This window comes from Actinoplanes cyaneus (assembly GCF_016862095.1).
GTDB classification, from domain to species: Bacteria; Actinomycetota; Actinomycetes; order Mycobacteriales; family Micromonosporaceae; genus Actinoplanes; species Actinoplanes cyaneus.
In genome coordinates this window covers 106,983-122,973 of record NZ_BOMH01000027.1, presented here as the reverse complement: position 1 = coordinate 122,973, position 15,991 = coordinate 106,983, and the positions used below count along the sequence as shown (strand labels likewise).

Genomic DNA, 15,991 nt, shown 5'->3' with positions numbered 1-15,991 from the left:
GTCAGGTGACCAGGCCGCGGCGGTAGGCGTAGACGACGGCCTGCACCCGGTCGCGCAGGTCCAGCTTGGTGAGGATCCTGGAGACGTACGTCTTGACGGTCTCGTGGCTGATCACCAGCGCCGCCGCGATCTCGCTGTTGGACAGGCCGTTCGCGATCAGGCACAGCACCTCCAGCTCGCGCGCGCTCAGCGGCACGTCATCGGGGGCGCCGGCGGCCGGGCGGATCCGGGCCGCGTACCGGCCGACCAGCTCGCGGGTCACCTCCGGGGCGAGCAGCGCGGCGCCGCCCGCCACGGTGCGGATGCCGTGCAGCAGCTGGGCCGGCGGGGCGTCCTTGAGCAGGAAACCGCTGGCGCCGGCGCGTAACGACTCGTAGACGTACTCGTCGAGGTTGAAGGTCGTCACGACCAGCACCTTCACCGGTCGGGCCACGCCGGCGCCGGCCAGCCGGGCGGTGGCCTCGATGCCGGTCAGGCCGGGCATGCGCACGTCCATCACCACCACGTCGGGCTGCAGCTCGCGGGCGAGCCGGACCGCCGTGACGCCGTCGCCGCACTCGCCGGCGACCGTCATGTCCGGCTGAGCGTCGATGATCGTGGCGAATCCGGTCCTGATCAGCGCCTGGTCGTCACAGACGAGCACCCGGATCACGACGTCACCCCGGCCGGCTTCATCAGGATGGCGTCGTTGCTGTTCAGCGCCTGGATCATGAGGTCACTCCGGCCGGGATCCGCGCGGTGACCAGGAAACCGCCTTCGGCGAGCGGGCCCGCGTCGAAGTCGCCGCCGAGCGTGCCGACCCGCTCGCGCAGCCCGGTCAGGCCGCGCCCGCCACCGCCGGGCGACGCGGTGCTCGACCCCGTCCCGTCCGTGCTGATCCGCACCTCGGTCTCCGTCTCTCCGTAGCGGACCGTCACGCTGGTCCGCGCGCCGTGGTCGTACTTCAGGGCGTTCGTCAAGGCCTCCTGCGCCACCCGGTAGACCGTGACGTCCGCGCCACCGACCTGCTCGACGGGCTGCCCGGCCCGCCGGGTCTGCTCGATCAGCTCCACCGGCTGCCCGGCCCGCCGGGTCTGCTCGACCAGCGCCCGCAGCTCGCCGCCGTGCCCGGGGTTGAGCAGGTCGAGCAGGTGCCGCAGGTCGGTGATCGCCCGCCGCCCGGTGTCCGACACCGCGCTCAGGGCCTCGTCGAGGCGTTCGGGCGCGGCCGTCAGGTACCGCGCGGCCTCGGCCTGCACCACCATCGCGGTCACGTGGTGGGTCACCACGTCGTGCATCTCCCGCGCGATCCGGGTGCGCTCGGCGGCGCGGGTCGCCTCCGCGAGATGGCGCCGGTGATCCATTTCGGCCAGCCGGTTGCGTCGCAGCCCCGCGCCGACCGCCCACATCGCGGCGAGCACGATGTAGAAGAGCACCACCACGTCCGGCCCGATCTGCCCGGTTTGGTGCAGGGCGGCGGTCAGTGCGAGGTATGCGGCGCTCGCCGCCACCATCGTGGCCGGCCGGTGGCGCGTCAGGTGGTTGCCCGCGCTGACCAGCGCGACCACCAGCGCGATGCCGCCGAGCGTGTTGTACCCGCAGAGCTGGTCGGCCGCGAACCCGGCGAACACCAGGGCGAGACCGGCGGCCGGCCACCGGCGGCGGACCGCCAGCGGCAGGCACTCGACGGCGATCACCAGGACGCCCCATCCGTCGAACGGCCGGGCCGGCACCAGCTCGGCGAGCCGGGTGCCGTGCCGCTGCCAGTCGGGAACCAGGGCCAGCGCGGTGAGCAGGGCCGCGAACGGAAGGTCCTGGACGATGACGTCGAGGCGGAGCCACCGGGCCCGCAGATCGGCAAGGCTGATCACCCGGCGAGCGTAAGGGTCCGGCGCGAGCGACGCATCGGCACCAGGTGACCGCGGCGGTGCGCCAGCCACAGGAACACGGTGGTGACGATCACGCCGGCCACCACGGTGAAGACGCTCGCCTCCGGGCCGAACTGCCCGCCGCTGATCCAGGCGTTCCCGGTCGACTCCGCCCGCAGGATCCCCTGCTGAGCGCCGTTGCCGGACACCTCCGAGGCGAAGATCGCCGACTGCGCCCAGTTCCAGCCGAAGTGCAGCCCGATCGGCAGCCACAGACTGCGGCTCGCGATGTACGCCGACGTCAGCATCCCGCCACCGGCGATCGCGACGCAGAGCGCGCCCCACAGCGTGGCATTCGGGTTGAGCAGGTGCATCGCGCCGAACGCGCACGCGGTCAGCGTGAACGCGAGCCAGGTCCCGGTGAGTCGTTCCAGGTGCCGGAACAGCACGCCGCGGAAGAGCAGTTCCTCGGTCGTCGCGGCGCCGGCCATGAACCCGATCAGCCCGACCGCGTTCAGCGGGTGGTCGCCGAGCCCGAGGATCCGGTAGCCGCCGTTGACGGCGATGTTGCCGATCACCGCGCCGAAGACCGCGACGCCCAGCAGCACGCCGCGGACCAGCCCGGACACCGCCGTCCGCCCGGCGAGCTCGGTCACCGGCCGTTTCTCCGTGACCCTGACCACGCCGCGGTAGACGAGCGTCGCGAGGGCGGCGGCGACCACTCCCACGATCAGCGAGAGCCAGTCGTTGCCGTCGACGGCGCCGACCGCCTGACCGGCCACGACCGACATCGCGAGCACCGCGAGAAGCTGGAGGAAGAACCGCATGACACACCCTTCACGAGAATCCCGCGGCGATCCGCCGCGGCTGCGAAGAAAGTTACGGATCTTCACATCGGAAAACGTCACCGCTGAGCGGACAATGGCGTGTGGCTCTGCCGAGCTACACGCAGTGGGGGAGGCGGTGTCATGAGCGAGTCCGGCCTGGTCGCCCGGCGGCAGGCGGAGCTGCGCCTGCGGGTCGGCGAGCATCTCGACGACGGCGAGACGCTGGACGCGGCCCTCTGGATCGCCCGCTCCCCGGGCCTGCCGCTGATCGCCAAGGTGACGCGCGCCCCGGCGGATCTGCCCGGCTTCGGTGGCTCGATGCTGGCGGCGAACCCGCAGAGCGGCCTGCACGGGCCCGCCGGGAGCATCGCCGCCGACCTGGACAGTCACCTTCCGGAGCACACGATCGCCGCGGCGCTGGCGCTGACCGGCACGCGGGTCCTGCTGTTGCGCATCTCGGAGGCGCCGTCGCCGGCCCTGCCGGAACCGTCCGGCCTGATGGACCGCGTCCGCCGGATGTTCGAGCGGGCCGAGCCCGAGCCGCTGCCGCCGCTGACCCCGGTCTGGCGCCGGCCCCGATCCGTGCTGGCCGCCACCGGGACCGGCGACCGGGGGAGTGAGCTGGCCCTGCGTTTCACCGACGGGTCGAGCCTCACCGTCGACGCGCCCCTCGCCCACCTGTTGTGAGGATCAACGGCCGATTCGCGCGTACGTCATGAGCCCGGCCCGGCGGCATCAGCGTTCCGCCTGCCCGGAGTGACCGGACCCCGCCCCGGCACGCGCGCGGACTAGCGAACTGCCGCCCGGGGTATGAGCAGGCGTCACACCTCTCGAACCCGAGGACTCCCCATGGACACAGCGCTGCGGTCAGCCGTCGTCGTCAACCCGGTGAAGGTTCCCGACCTGGACGATCTGCGCCGGACCATCACCGAAGCCCTCGCCACGGCGGGCTGGCCCGAGCCGATGTGGCTGGAGACCACCGTCGAGGATCCCGGCGCGGGCCAGGCCGCCCAGGCTGTCCGGGACGGCGCCGAGGTGGTCTTCGTCTGCGGCGGCGACGGCACCGTGATGGCCTGTGTCCGCGCGCTGGCCGGCACCGACGTCGCGCTCGCCGTGCTGCCGGCCGGCACCGGGAACCTGCTGGCCGCCAACCTCGGGCTCAGCAACGACCTGGCCACCGGCATCGAGGTGGCGCTGCAGGGCGGCCGCCGGCGCATCGACGTCGGCTGCGTCGGCGATCAGCGGTTCGCGGTGATGGCCGGCATGGGGTTCGACGCGCAGATGCTCGACGCCACCAACGACACCGCGAAGAAGCACGTCGGCTGGCTGGCGTACGTCGCCGGGGCACTGCGGCACCTGCGGGACCGCCCGATGCGCGTCCGGATCTCCCTCGACGGCGGACCGGCGTTCGCCCGCCGGCCCCGCACCGTGATCGTCGGCAACGTCGGCCGGCTCCAGGGTGGGATGCGCCTGCTCCAGGAGGCCCAGCCGGACGACGGGCTCCTCGACGTCGCCGTCCTCAGCCCGCGCACCCTGCGTCACTGGCTCGCGCTGGCCTGGGGAGTTCTGCGCCGCCGCGACGCCGTCCCGCGGATGGAGACGTTCACGGCGTCCACCGTGGAGATCCGCAGCAGCCGGCCGCAGCCGCGTCAGCTCGACGGCGACCTGATCGAGCCGGGGAAGGAACTCGTCGTCACGGTACGCCCGGAGGCGCTGCTGCTGTGCGTCCCGCGCCCGGCCACCGACCCGGACCTCGCGCACGACGCCGACGCGGTCGCCCGCGACGCCGACGAGATCCGGGAGACCACCGGCGCCTGACCCGGGCGTGTCACGCCGGTGCTGCCCTGGCGGCACCGGCTGCGGTGGATCAGACCCGCCGCAGCACCGAGACCACCTTGCCGAGGATGACCGCGTCGTCGCCGGGGATCGGCTCGTAGGCCGGGTTGCGGGGCTCCAGGAACACGTGCCCGCCCCGGCGCCGGAAGACCTTCACGGTCGCCTCCTCGTCGATCATGGCGGCGACGATGTCACCGTTCCAGGCCTCCGACTGCTGGCGGACCACGACGAGGTCGCCGTCGCAGATCGCGGCGTCGATCATCGAGTCACCCTGGACCCGCAGGCTGAACAGGGTGCCCCGGCCGACCAGGTCACGAGGCAGGTTCAGCAGCTCCTCGGCCGACTCGGACGCCAGGATCGGGGCGCCGGCCGCGATCGTGCCGACCAGCGGCACCCCGACGGTGTCGGCGGGCTGCGGCTGCTCGCCGGCCGGCCGCAGGAACATCCGGATGTCCACCGGACGGCCCACGCTGCGCCCGCGGCGCAGGAAGCCGTGCTCCTCGAGGGTGCGCAGATGGCGGCTGACCGAGGACGTGGACATGCCCAGGGCGTCGGCGATCTCGCGGGTGGGTGGCGCATAGCCGTACTTCACCGCGGCGTCGCGGATCACGGTGAGCACCCGGCGCAGGTGCTCGGGCAGGACGGACGTGTCGAACTCTTCCTCGGGTAGCACCGGCAGATCCTGCCCCATGACGAACGTGAACGCGGAACGCCGCGCCGAGCGCCGCCCGGGTGTGATGAATGCCCGCCGGGGCCGATCCCCGTGAATAGCCGATGACCATGAGTCACGAAATGCCCGCGTAATGGATCCGGGTATTACCGGTGGTGATTATCCGGCTGCGAAAGCAGATGTTTGCCGGAGCGTCATCTCCCGATCACCCGGAATGCGATCAGCCGCCGATCACCCGGACCGCCCAGACCAGCGCGACGCTGGGCACCGTCAGCACGGCGAGGGTGGCTCCGACCATGGCGAAGAATGTGCCGGAAAGGGTTCCTATTCGGCCCCACCGGGGTTCGCTGTGGATCTGTACATCGGACTCGTAGTCAAAATCGAACACGCCCGGAACGGTACACGAAACTGTCCGTTCGGGTCGCGCGCCATCATCGATTCGTTATTTCTGGGAATGGACATCCGGTCACGCATCGCTCAGCGGAGCCCGGCTGTCACGGAAACCACCAAAAGCCTTCGACGGGTACGGATGCCCGCCGAAAGCCCCGGATGCTCTCACCGCTGGTTCCGGCGGCGTCGCGGGGCGTACGTCCGGAACCCGTTCCGCCCGGATGGTGTGATGTGCCGCACGCCCGTCGGCCCATCTGTCCCCGGCGACAGACAGGGGATGACGCGGCTAACTATCGTCGTCGATGGACCGAGGCCTGAGGGGGTCAGGGTGCAGGACACGTTGTCGCCGTGGTGGACCGGGGTGCAGGACGCCGCCCGGCTGCTGGCCTCCCAGCTCAACGCCGCTGTCACCCGCGCCGCCGAGACCGGGGAGTACACCCCGCCGCCCGGCTCGCAGCCGCCGAGGCGCCGCCGCCGGCCCGCCTCGCTGCGCCACCTGGCGGAGGTGATCCGGTCCCACCGGCTGGCGCCGGGCATGTCCGTCGACAAGGACGACATCGCGGCGGTCCTCGGCGGGGAGCTGCGGGCCGTCACCAATCCGGTGCTCGTGGTCGCTGTCGCCCGCGCCACCCACCTCGTCGCCGGCGAGCCCTTCGGCGACCGTGACGCCGATCGGCTGGTCGTCGCCTGCGCCCACGTCAGGGCGCTGATCGACACCGCGCGGCAGGCCGACGAGCAGGCCGCGCGGGCCTCGCACTCCGTAGCCATCACCCTCTACGCCGATCCCGATCCCGATCCCGACGCCGACGCCGACGCCGACGCCGGCCGGCCGGTCCGGGAGCCCGTCGTCATCGACGCGTACTTCACCACGCGCCGGCCCGGGCGGCCCCGCGCGCTGATCGCCGGCGCCGTGGGCCTGATCCTGGTGGCCGCCGCCGTGACCCTGGTGGTGCTGCGTGGCCCGGCGTCGGGCGGCCAGCCGGCCGCGACGGCCTCGCCCGTGGACGCGCCGGCCGTGGTGACGCCCCGCGAGCACGGGCACGCCGGTAACGAGTACCGCAGCGCACGACCGTTGCAGGACGCGCTCGACCACGGGTACACCAGCGTGGAGACCGCGGTGGTCCTGCGGAACGGGAGCCTGGCGCTCTGTCCCCGGCCCGAGGGCGCCACCTGCGGCGAGCAGCCGTTCCCGGCGGCGTACCTGCAGGGGCTCAACGCCCGGGTCAGTGCGGCCGGCGGCCGGGTCTACCCCGGATACCACCAGCCGGTCCTGCTCTTCGTCGAGATCAGGTGTGCCGAGGCGGCGGACGGTTGCCGGCTGCCCGTGAACCCGGCGGAGGCGGCGGCGGACGAGAACAACCCGCTGCTGGTGGCCCGGCAGCTGATGAGCGCGCTCACGCCGTACCGGGGAATGCTCTTCCACACCGACAGCGAGGGCCGGAAGTGGGGGCCGGTGCAGCTCGTCGTCACCGGCAGCCACAACGACGATCAGGTGCCGTCCGGCGCCGGCGGTCACGACTCGGTGCGCGGGCTGCTCTCGCGGCAGGGCGACACGTACGCGTTCCTGGACGGCAGCTTCGGCGTCGACCGGGACCTGTACAACGCGGACCTCGTCCCGGTGATCAGCGTCCCGGATCCGGCCTTCGGCGCGAACTGCGCGTACGACAGCGGGAAATCGATCCAGGCCGTGCACTGGGACGACATCGCCACCGCCCAGAACACCGGTCATCACGTGCGCGTGACCCACCCCGCGGGCTGCCCGGACCGGGAGGACTCCTGGCTGGACGCGATCTACGCCGGGGTCGACTACCTCAGCGCCGGGCAGCTGTCACCGCTGAGCACCTGGCTCGGGGAGAACGCCGTCGGTGGTGGCGGCGGCAACTGCGCCGTCCCGTCCTGGATCGCCGCGAAACGGGTCCACGGCCAGTACTGCACGCTGGTGACCGGCGACGTGCCGGTCATGACCGAACCCAGCGACACGTCGGCGCGGGCCGGCTCCCTCGCCGGAAACGGCGCGCACTGGTTCGTGGGGCAGCAGCGGGGTGAGCTGTACACCTACCGGACGGCGACCAACTTCTGGTGGGCGTACACGCAGGCGGACAACGGTCAGTGGGGCTGGGTCTCGCTGGCCTACTTCACCAGCCCCGGCCGTGATCAGCCGGCCGACGGCCTGCAGTACGGGTGCTACGACGTACGCCCTGGTGAACCCGACAACTGTCACCCGTTCTGACCAGCTGTCCCCGCGCCCGAGCCAGCTGTCGGGCGGGGACAGCCGGCCGTTGTCCCCGCCCCGGATCGATCGACACCGTGGTGGAGGCGGTGCGGCAGTCGCACCCTTCACCACAGGGAGTTGAGCATGAGTCGACACGTCCTACGGCTGGCAGTGGCCGGGGTTCTGGCCGGCGGGATCCTGGCCGGCGGCGCCTCAGCGGCGACCGCGGCCCCCGTCCTCGAGCAGGGGGTGGCGGTCAGTGCGGCCGCCGCCTGCGCCGCCCACCCGGTCCGGCCGGTGAAGGTCGGCAGCACCATCCGCGGCGCCACGACGTTCTCCCGCTGCAGCGGCCGGGCGACGCTGACGGTGCAGCGCAAGCGGTGGTGGGGATGGGAGAACGTGAAGTCGGCCGGGGTGCCCGCCTCCGGCCGCCGCACCCTCGCCGCGAGCTGCCGGGGCAGCGGGACGTTCACGTACCGCACGCTGGTCACCGGCCGGGTCGCCGGTAACCCGAAGGCCTGGTCCTCGGCCACCTACCGGGTGCGCTGCTGACCTGCCGCACTCCACGGTGGACGCCTCCGCCCGGCCGGGCGGAGGCGCTCGCCCGGGCGGCCCCGGGGCAGGCACTCGCGCGCCCGGGCCGCGCCGGGGGATCGTGCCGGGCCGCGCGGGGAGATCGTCCGGGCCGCGGGGGTGGGCGGTGGGAGACCGTCCTGGCGGGGCGCCGGCTGCTCCGGGCGAGGAAACGCTTATGCCGCCATGACAAGCCGGCGTGTTCAATGACCCGCGTGAACGACACCGTGGCTTTGTCCGCCCCGCCCCGCCGTACCCGCAGAATCGGTTTTTGGATCTTGATGGTGGTCCTTGCCGTGGTGGCGGGTGGGCTGTTCGTGCTGCGGCGGATGCTGCTGATGGCCGCGCCGCAGTGCCTGGGCGGGCACTGGCACGGCTGCCTCGACACGGACAACGGCGTGGTGCTCGTGACGCTGGCCGGGGTGCCGGTGGCGGGTCTGGTGGCGTGGCTCCTGGCACGGGTGCGGCGGGTCCCGGCCGACGTGTCCGCGTGGCGGCTGTCGCTGGCCGAGGTGGGCATGGTCTACGGGACCGTGCCGATGGTGTGGCTGACCATGATGCCCGGGCCGGCCGCCGGCCTGGTCGACGGGCGGGTCAGCCTGGTCCCGCTGCGTGACCTGGCCACGATGGGCACGCTCGGGATCGCCGGGAACCTGGTGATCTTCGCGGCGCTGGGCTTCTTCGCCCCGACCCGCTTCGCGGCGCTGGCGACCGCGCCACGGATCCTGGCGCTCGGGGCGGGATGCTCGCTGATGGTAGAAATCGGTCAGTACGTCCTGCGGCTGGACCGGGTCTCGTCCGTCGACGACGTGCTGCTGAACGCCGCCGGCGCGCTGCTCGCGGGGCTCGCGTCCCGGCACTGGTGGCGCACGGGCCGGCGTGATCGTTTCGCAAGCGAAGTGACGTACCCTCGTGCGGGTGAGCATCGGCAAAGGTGACATCGCCCCCGACTTCGAGCTGCCCGACCAGGACGGCACGCCGCGACGGCTGACCGCCCTCCTGGCTGACGGGCCCGTCGTCCTCTTCTTCTACCCCGCCGCGATGACGAAGGGGTGCACCGCCGAGGCCTGCCACTTCCGCGACCTCGCCGCGGAATACCAGGCGGCCGGCGTGCAGCGCGTCGGCATCAGCAAGGACGCGGTCGAGAAGCAGAAACTCTTCGCGGAGACCCACTCCTTCGACTATCCGCTGCTGTCCGACCCCGATTCACAGACCATCGCGGCGTACGGCGTGAAGCGCAAGATCGCCCTCGGCCCGCTGAGCACCAAGCGGCTGACGTTCGTGATCGGCACTGATCAGAAGGTGCTCGACGTGATCCACAGCGAGCTCGACATGAACCAGCACGCCGCGGACGCGCTGCGCGTGGCGGTCGCCGCGAACGGCTGATCCGGGGCCGGCCCGGCACGGCGTCGTCGTGCCGGGCGACCAGAAACCGGGGAACGCGGCGCGTCGCCCGTTTCTCAGAAGCCGGGGAACGTGGCGCGCAGCTCGTCGAGCGTGATGTTGCCGGTCGTGCCGACGCCGGCCGGGGTGTGCCGCGGCGCCAGCCGGCCGTAGATCAGCCGGATCGCGGCCTCCAGCGGCCCGTCGAACGTCGCGGTCACCGGCAGATCCTCGGTGGTGAGCCGCGCCTTGTCGTCGAGCACGATCCGGTACGGCGTCTTGGCGATCTCGACGACGGCCTGCTCCCGCTCCTCGGCCGGCTTGCCGATGAAGCCGAGCAGGAAGCTGATCCCGGCGCTGAGGTGCTCGGCGAGCAGCTGCGCGGACGGCTCGGCCACGGTCGCGGCCGGGTCGGTGCCGGCCCGCACGTCCCACGTGTGCGGGGCGACCTCGCTGAGCCGCATGGCCGCGAACGACGCGAACGGGATCGGCTCGGGCAGGAAGCCCATGTCGACGGCGAGGTCGTCGTGACGCTCCGCCGGGATGGCCTCCAGCGCCGCGACGAACGCCTCGTCCGCGGCGATCCAGCCGGCTGCCTGGTCCTGCGGCCTCAGCGCGTTCCACCGGTCCCAGATGCCCTGGTTGAAGCCGGGGCCGGGCTTCTCCGCCTCGCCCAGCGCGGCACGCAGGGTCGCGAGGTTGATCTCGGCGCCGCTGCCCAGGTGGGAGAGGACGTCCGCGATGGACCACTCGGTGGCGCCGGAGGGCCCGGTGAGCTGATCGGCGGTGAGGGCGGGGACCGCGGTGGCGAGCGTGTCGTGCTCACTGCGCAGGGCCGCGATCGTGCGGCCGGCGAGGGAAGTCATTCCACTGATCGTAGTCCCCGGCATGAGGGTGATTTTGATATGACCCGGCCCGGCAAGACATCCGTAGTGTTCGATCCCAGGTCCCCACCCCCCTGGAGGAACACATGCGGGTTCGTAAGCTCGCCTACGCGGGCGCCGCCGCCACTCTCACGGCTGTCCTGGCGCTCACCGGAGCGACCTACGCCGATGCCGCCCCGATCACCGCGGTCGCCGCCCCGATCGCCGTCGCCCCGCCGGTGATCAGCGCGGACGCCTCGATGGCGCATCTGCAGAAACTGATGGACTTCGCCCGCGCCAGCAACAACACCAGGAAGATCGGCAGCACCGGATTCACCTCCACGGTCACCTACATCAAGCAGCAGCTGGACGCGCTCGGCTGGAAGACCACCGTGCAGAACTTCACCACCGGTGGCAAGGCCGCGGCCAACGTCGTCGCCGAATGGCCGTACGGGGACGCTGCCCACGTGGTCATGGCAGGTGCCCACTCCGACTCGGTCGCGGCCGGCCCCGGCATCAACGACGACGGCTCCGGCGTGGCCGCCCTGCTGGCGAACGCCGCCGCGATCTCGCAGGCCAAGCTCGTGCCGGCCAAGCGCATCCGCTTCGGCTTCTGGGGCGCCGAGGAGCAGGGTGACGTCGGCTCGACCTACTACGTGTCGCACCTGGCCAGTGGTGAGCCGAAGAAGATCGACGCGTACCTGAACTTCGACATGATCGGCAACAAGCCGGAGAACGGCCGGACGGTCGGCTGGAGCCTTTACACCGAGGGCCAGTCGAACGGGCTCAACGCGCCGTTCCAGACCTACTTCACCTCGCAGGGCATCACGGTCAACCCGTCGCTGGACACCGACGACCGCTCGGACCACGCCGCGTTCAAGCGGGCCGGCGTCAAGGTCACCGGGGTCAGCTCGGTCCGCAGCCTCAACGCGCTCGGCGCCTGTTACCACAAGGCGTGCGACGACCTGACCGACGTCAGCGCGACCAGCATGGCGCTCGGCTCGAACGCCATCGCGGCCGCGGTCTGGTCCCTGTCCGGAGCGTAAGACCGCGCCGGCGGGCGGTGATCGGGGTGGCGGGTGGCCCGTGACCCCGGTCGCGCCTATGGTGGCGGAGCCGCACGCTCCGTCCACCCTTGAGGAAGCCCCATGTTCGCCGAACTCGGCTGGGCCGATACCCGTATCGGTGAGATCAGCCTGCGCCGACGTCGCGAACCGACGACGAGGACCGAGGTGTACGAGGTCAAGCTCGGCGACGAGTACCTGATGTCGAGCATGTTCACCGTCGCCGAGGAGGAGCTCGCCCGGCTCGGGCTCGCCGCGTGGCGGGACGGGCCGTGTGACGTCGTCGTGGGTGGGCTCGGTCTCGGCTACACCGCGCACACCGTGCTCGCCGACGATCGGGTCCGGTCGCTGGTGGTGGTGGAGGCGCTGGCGCCGGTGATCGACTGGCACCGGGAGGGACTGATCCCGGGCGGCCGGGAGCTCACCACCGACCCGCGCGCCGTGATGCTGAACGGCGACTTCTTCGCGCTGCTGCGTGACGGTGACGGCTTCGACCCGGCCGACCCGGAGCGGCTCTTCGACGCGATCCTGGTCGACATCGACCACTCGCCGGTGAACGTCCTCGATCCGACTCACGCCGACCTCTACACCCCGGCCGGGCTGGCCCGGGTCGGGGCGCGCCTGCGGCCGGGCGGCGTGTTCGGCCTGTGGTCGGACGACCCGCCGGACGACTCCTTCCTGACCGTCCTGCGGGAGTGCTTCGCCACGGCGGCCGCGCACGTGGTGACGTTCCCCAACCCGCTGACCGGCAGCCGCTCGGCCAACACCGTCTACGTCGCAACAGTGCCGCGCGGCTGACCGGCAACGACGCGGCGGTCTACTCCGGGACCGTGCCGCGCGGTTGATCCCCGCCCCGGCAGAGCGCAACGGCGTGGCGGTCTACGTCGCGATCGTCCCGCGCAGGTGACCGACGGCGTCGGAGGCGGCGCGGGCCAGCAGCGACGCGTCCGAGCCGACGCCGACGAACCGGAACCCGAGCGCGGTGTAAGCGGCCGCCTGCCGTGGGTCGCCGGCCAGGATCCCGGCGGCGATCCCGGCGTTCTTGGCGGCGGAGAGCACCTGGTCGAGCGCCGCCGTGAACTCCGCGGCCTCGAACCGCCCGGCGCACCCCAGGTCGGTGGAGAGGTCACGCGGGCCGACGAAGAGCACGTCCACGCCGGGCACCGCGGCGATCTCGGCGGTGGCGCGCAGGGCGCCGCGGCTCTCGATCTGCACGATCCCGACCACGCCGTCGTTCGCGGTGCCCAGTCCTTCCGGGCGCAGGCCGAAGTCGTACACCCGGTTGTAGGTGGCGACGCCGCGGTCACCCTCCGGCGGGTAGCGCAGGTGGCGGACCGCCGCACGCACCTCCTCGACCGAGTCCAGGCGCGGGAACATCACCCCGGACACGCCGGTGTCGAGCAGGCGCCCGGTGCGGATCCGCTCGGCCGACTCGACCCGGGCCAGCATCGGGACCCGGCGCGCCTCGCCGGCCAGTTGCTGGTGCAGCAGCGCCTGCTCGTCGCCGCCGCCGTGCTCGAGGTCGACCAGCAGCCAGTCGAAGCCGGCCACCGCGCACGCCTCGGTGGCCAGCGGCGAGCCGAGGCCCAGGAACGTGCCGAACAGGGTGTCGCCGGCGGCCAGCCGGGCTCGCAGGCCGCTCACCGGTTGCGGCCCGAGAGCTGCTCGACGCCGCGCAGCAGCACGCCGTGGTCGAGGTCGCCGTAACCGGCGTCGCGGACCGCCTCGACCAGCTGGGCGACCAGCTCGCCGACCGGCATCGCCACCTTCGCGGCGCGGGCCGCGTCCAGCACGATGCCCAGGTCCTTGTGGTGCAGGTCGACCCGGAAGCCGGGCTCGAAGCGCCGGTTCAGCATCGCGTCGCCCTTGCGGTCCAGGACCGTGCTGCCGGCCAGGCCGCCGCCGAGCACCCGGAGCGCTGGGGCCGGGTCGACGCCGCTCGCCTCCAGCAGCACGATCGCCTCGGCGACCAGCTCGATCGTGCCGCCCACGACCAGTTGGTTGGCGGCTTTGACGAGCTGGCCGGCGCCGGCCGGGCCGACGTGCACGACGGTGGTGCCGAGCGCCTCGAAGACCGGCCGGGCCCGCTCGAACGCGACCGCCGCGCCACCCACCATGATCGACAGTACGGCCTCGATCGCGCCCCGCTCACCGCCGGAGACCGGGGCGTCGAGCGCCTGCATGCTCGCGGCGCCGGCCGCTGTCGCGACCCGCTGGGCGGTCCGCGGCGCGACGGTGCTCATGTCGATGATCAGCGTGCCCGGAGCGGCGTGCCGGATCGCTCCCTCCGGGCCGAGCAGGACCGACTCCACGTCGGGGGAGTCGGGCAGCATCGTGATCACCACGTCGGCGCCCCGGACGGCGTCCGCGATCGAGTCGGCGTGCCGGCCACCCGCGGCGACCAGCCGGTCGGTGCCGCCCGCGCGCCGGGTGTGGCCGGCCACGTCGAAGCCGGCCTTCACCAGGTTGTCGGCCATCGGCGCGCCCATCACGCCGAGACCGATGAAGCCGATCGTCCACATATGTAGATGCCTATCCTGTAGTTGGATGCAGACCAACATAGGAAGCCTCTTTGCGTCGGTCAAGCTTCATTTACGTACGAGGATGTCTGTTAGGCTCGCGCCGACCGACACAGCGGGAGGTTTCGATGCGCATCCTGGTCACCGGCGGCGCCGGAAAGGTCGCCACGTCGCTGCGGACCCGGCTCGCCGCCACCGGGCGCGTGCTGCGGCTGTTCGACGTGGTCCGCCCGGCCGGGATCGAGGGCGCGGGCGCCGAGGAGGTGGTGCTCGGCTCGCTCACCGACCCGGACGCGGTCGCGGCCGCCTGCCGGGGCGTCGACGCGATCGTCCACCTGGGCGGGCAGAGCAAGGAGGCGGACGCCGGCGAGGTGCTGCGCGCCAACGCTCTCGGGACGTACCACCTGCTGGAGGCGGCCCGCCGGGAGGGCGTCACCCGGATCGTGCTGGCGTCGTCGTCACACGCCGCCGGGTTCCACGTGCGCGACGACGACACCTATCCGGACGGGTTGCCGGCCGGCGTGCCGCCCCGCCCCGACTCGCTGTACGGCTGGAGCAAGGCGGCCGTGGAGTCACTGGCCGGCCTCTACGCCGACCGGTTCGGCCTCGACGTGATCTGCGTCCGGATCGGGCTGTGGTTCGCCACCCCGCCGCAGAACCGAGGCCTGGCCACCTGGCTGTCCCTGGACGACGGCGCGCGCCTGGTCGAGGCGTGCCTCTCCGCGCCGAGCCCGGGCTTCCGGATCGTCTGGGGCGTCAGCCGCAACACCCGTCGCTGGTGGTCTCTCGCCGAGGGCGAGGCGATCGGCTACCACCCGAAGGACGACGCCGAGGTGTACGCGGCCGAGCGCATCGCCGAGTTCGGCGAGCCCGACTTCGAGCACGACCCGGAGCTCACCCGCGTCGGCGCCTGGTGGTGCGACTGGCCCCTCGCCCAGCGCATGGGCTAGGCGGTGTTCCGTGGTGCGGCCACGTCGAGCGCCTAGCGGATCCCCTCGCGGCGCAACGTGCGGGCGAGGTCGGTGACGTGCCGGGTCACCGCGTCGGCCACCTGCCGTACGTGCTCGGGGGTGGCCCGGTCCGCCGGCATCGAGCAGGACACCGCGTCGGTTGCCGGGATCCGGTAGCCGACCGCGACCGCCACGCAGGCCACACCCTCGGTGTTCTGCTCCCGCTCGAACGCCCAGCCCCGTTTGCGCACCGTGTCGAGCTCGGCGTGCAGCGCGGAACGGCTGGTGATGGTGGCCGGTCGCAGCCCTTCCAGCGTCGCCGGCAGCAGGGTGTCGACCTCGCTCTCGGTCAGCTCGGCCAGCAGCGCCTGCCCGAGCCCGGTGACGTGGGCCGGCAGCCGGCGGCCCACCCGCGACACCCGCCCGGCCGAGTCCCGGGCCTCCCGGCTGGCCAGGTAGAGCACGTGCGCGTCGTCGCGCCGGGCGTAGTGGATCGTGTAGCCGATCTCGCCACGCAGGTCCTCGATGGTCTCCTGGGCGAACCGCAGCGCCGGGTCCCGATCCAGGTACGCCGTGCCGGAGAGCAGCGCGTGCGGCCCCACCCCGAACGCCGAGCCGGTCTCGTCCGCCTCGACCCATTTGAGGTCGCGCAGCGTCCGCACCAGGGCGTGCAGGCTCGACCGTGGGTAACCCATCCGTTCCTGCAGCTCGGTGAGGGTGAGCCGGGTCGGTGACGCGGCGAGCGTCTCGAGGATCCGCACGGTGCGCTCGGCCGATTTCACCGGCGAGACGTCATTGGCCGATGTAGATCCGTCCACCACCTGCGGCATTGATACCCACCATCACGAAGGATTGTT

General features: G+C 72.5%; 18 protein-coding genes. 9 read left to right on the top strand and 9 right to left on the bottom strand.

Annotated elements, in window-relative coordinates; all coding sequences use genetic code 11:
- Position 1: 1 nt before the first annotated feature.
- Genes Acy02nite_RS17560 through Acy02nite_RS17550 form a run of 3 tightly spaced genes read right to left on the bottom strand, consistent with a single transcriptional unit; the run spans position 2 to position 2,674 of the window.
- Positions 2 to 652, bottom strand: a complete 651-nt coding sequence (locus Acy02nite_RS17560) for a response regulator (RefSeq protein ID WP_203741888.1) — start codon at positions 650 to 652, stop codon at positions 2 to 4.
- A 55-nt stretch (positions 653 to 707) separates the two neighbouring features.
- Positions 708 to 1,850 carry a sensor histidine kinase gene (locus tag Acy02nite_RS17555; protein WP_203741885.1) on the bottom strand — a complete coding sequence of 381 codons (1,143 nt, stop codon included), beginning with the start codon at positions 1,848 to 1,850 and terminating at the stop codon, positions 708 to 710.
- Positions 1,847 to 2,674, bottom strand: coding sequence for a CPBP family intramembrane glutamic endopeptidase (locus Acy02nite_RS17550; protein ID WP_203741883.1), 828 nt, complete (start codon positions 2,672 to 2,674; stop codon positions 1,847 to 1,849). Before Acy02nite_RS17550 ends, Acy02nite_RS17555 begins: the two co-directional genes overlap by 4 nt.
- 141 nt (positions 2,675 to 2,815) lie before the next feature.
- Here Acy02nite_RS17550 and Acy02nite_RS17545 point away from each other — a divergent pair, with 141 nt between their 5' ends.
- Both Acy02nite_RS17545 and Acy02nite_RS17540 read left to right on the top strand, forming a co-directional pair.
- Positions 2,816 to 3,361, top strand: a complete 546-nt coding sequence (locus Acy02nite_RS17545; protein ID WP_203741881.1) for a hypothetical protein — start codon at positions 2,816 to 2,818, stop codon at positions 3,359 to 3,361.
- A 162-nt stretch (positions 3,362 to 3,523) separates the two neighbouring features.
- A complete protein-coding gene (locus Acy02nite_RS17540; RefSeq protein WP_203741879.1) occupies positions 3,524 to 4,492 on the top strand; it encodes a diacylglycerol/lipid kinase family protein in 969 nt (322 codons plus the stop codon).
- 49 nt (positions 4,493 to 4,541) lie between these two features.
- On the opposite strand, the gene lexA is transcribed toward Acy02nite_RS17540, so the two are convergent.
- Both lexA and Acy02nite_RS17530 read right to left on the bottom strand, forming a co-directional pair.
- Positions 4,542 to 5,183: a transcriptional repressor LexA gene (gene lexA, locus Acy02nite_RS17535; protein ID WP_239174958.1), complete on the bottom strand. Its 642-nt coding sequence runs from the start codon at positions 5,181 to 5,183 to the stop codon at positions 4,542 to 4,544.
- A gap of 217 nt (positions 5,184 to 5,400) precedes the next feature.
- Positions 5,401 to 5,568, bottom strand: coding sequence for a hypothetical protein (locus tag Acy02nite_RS17530; protein WP_203741876.1), 168 nt, complete (start codon positions 5,566 to 5,568; stop codon positions 5,401 to 5,403).
- 330 nt (positions 5,569 to 5,898) lie between these two features.
- Between Acy02nite_RS17530 and Acy02nite_RS17525 the strand changes: the two genes are divergently transcribed.
- The 4 genes from Acy02nite_RS17525 (at position 5,899) to Acy02nite_RS17510 (ending at position 9,741) form a co-directional block, all read left to right on the top strand.
- Positions 5,899 to 7,800, top strand: coding sequence for a PI-PLC domain-containing protein (locus tag Acy02nite_RS17525; RefSeq protein WP_203741874.1), 1,902 nt, complete (start codon positions 5,899 to 5,901; stop codon positions 7,798 to 7,800).
- A 126-nt stretch (positions 7,801 to 7,926) separates the two neighbouring features.
- Positions 7,927 to 8,334 (top strand): hypothetical protein, encoded by a 408-nt coding sequence (locus Acy02nite_RS17520; protein ID WP_203741872.1) that lies wholly within the window; start codon positions 7,927 to 7,929, stop codon positions 8,332 to 8,334.
- Between the two features lie 302 nt (positions 8,335 to 8,636).
- Entirely contained in the window at positions 8,637 to 9,293 is a 657-nt protein-coding gene (locus Acy02nite_RS17515) for a VanZ family protein (protein WP_203741870.1), read from the top strand.
- A complete protein-coding gene (locus Acy02nite_RS17510) occupies positions 9,274 to 9,741 on the top strand; it encodes a peroxiredoxin (protein ID WP_203741868.1) in 468 nt (155 codons plus the stop codon). The genes Acy02nite_RS17515 and Acy02nite_RS17510 overlap by 20 nt, the downstream gene beginning before the upstream one ends.
- Before the next feature lie 74 nt (positions 9,742 to 9,815).
- Here the strand turns inward: Acy02nite_RS17510 and Acy02nite_RS17505 are convergent, their stop codons facing one another.
- Positions 9,816 to 10,604 carry a maleylpyruvate isomerase family mycothiol-dependent enzyme gene (locus tag Acy02nite_RS17505; RefSeq protein ID WP_203741866.1) on the bottom strand — a complete coding sequence of 263 codons (789 nt, stop codon included), beginning with the start codon at positions 10,602 to 10,604 and terminating at the stop codon, positions 9,816 to 9,818.
- A gap of 104 nt (positions 10,605 to 10,708) precedes the next feature.
- Here Acy02nite_RS17505 and Acy02nite_RS17500 point away from each other — a divergent pair, with 104 nt between their 5' ends.
- Both Acy02nite_RS17500 and Acy02nite_RS17495 read left to right on the top strand, forming a co-directional pair.
- Complete coding sequence (locus Acy02nite_RS17500) at positions 10,709 to 11,647, top strand: M20/M25/M40 family metallo-hydrolase (RefSeq protein ID WP_203741864.1); 939 nt, start codon at positions 10,709 to 10,711, stop codon at positions 11,645 to 11,647.
- 102 nt (positions 11,648 to 11,749) lie between these two features.
- Positions 11,750 to 12,463, top strand: coding sequence for a polyamine aminopropyltransferase (locus Acy02nite_RS17495; RefSeq protein WP_203741862.1), 714 nt, complete (start codon positions 11,750 to 11,752; stop codon positions 12,461 to 12,463).
- 81 nt (positions 12,464 to 12,544) lie between these two features.
- Here Acy02nite_RS17495 and Acy02nite_RS17490 read toward each other — a convergent pair whose 3' ends face one another.
- Positions 12,545 to 13,309 carry an HpcH/HpaI aldolase family protein gene (locus tag Acy02nite_RS17490; protein ID WP_203741860.1) on the bottom strand — a complete coding sequence of 255 codons (765 nt, stop codon included), beginning with the start codon at positions 13,307 to 13,309 and terminating at the stop codon, positions 12,545 to 12,547.
- A complete protein-coding gene (locus Acy02nite_RS17485; RefSeq protein WP_264653313.1) occupies positions 13,306 to 14,226 on the bottom strand; it encodes a 2-hydroxy-3-oxopropionate reductase in 921 nt (306 codons plus the stop codon). The genes Acy02nite_RS17490 and Acy02nite_RS17485 overlap by 4 nt, the downstream gene beginning before the upstream one ends.
- An 86-nt stretch (positions 14,227 to 14,312) precedes the next feature.
- On the opposite strand from Acy02nite_RS17485, the gene Acy02nite_RS17480 reads away from it, so the two are divergent.
- On the top strand, positions 14,313 to 15,134 hold the full coding sequence (locus Acy02nite_RS17480; protein ID WP_203741856.1) for an NAD-dependent epimerase/dehydratase family protein: 822 nt from the start codon (positions 14,313 to 14,315) through the stop codon (positions 15,132 to 15,134).
- 32 nt (positions 15,135 to 15,166) lie between these two features.
- Here the strand turns inward: Acy02nite_RS17480 and Acy02nite_RS17475 are convergent, their stop codons facing one another.
- A complete protein-coding gene (locus Acy02nite_RS17475) occupies positions 15,167 to 15,964 on the bottom strand; it encodes an IclR family transcriptional regulator (protein ID WP_203741854.1) in 798 nt (265 codons plus the stop codon).
- Positions 15,965 to 15,991: the final 27 nt, after the last annotated feature.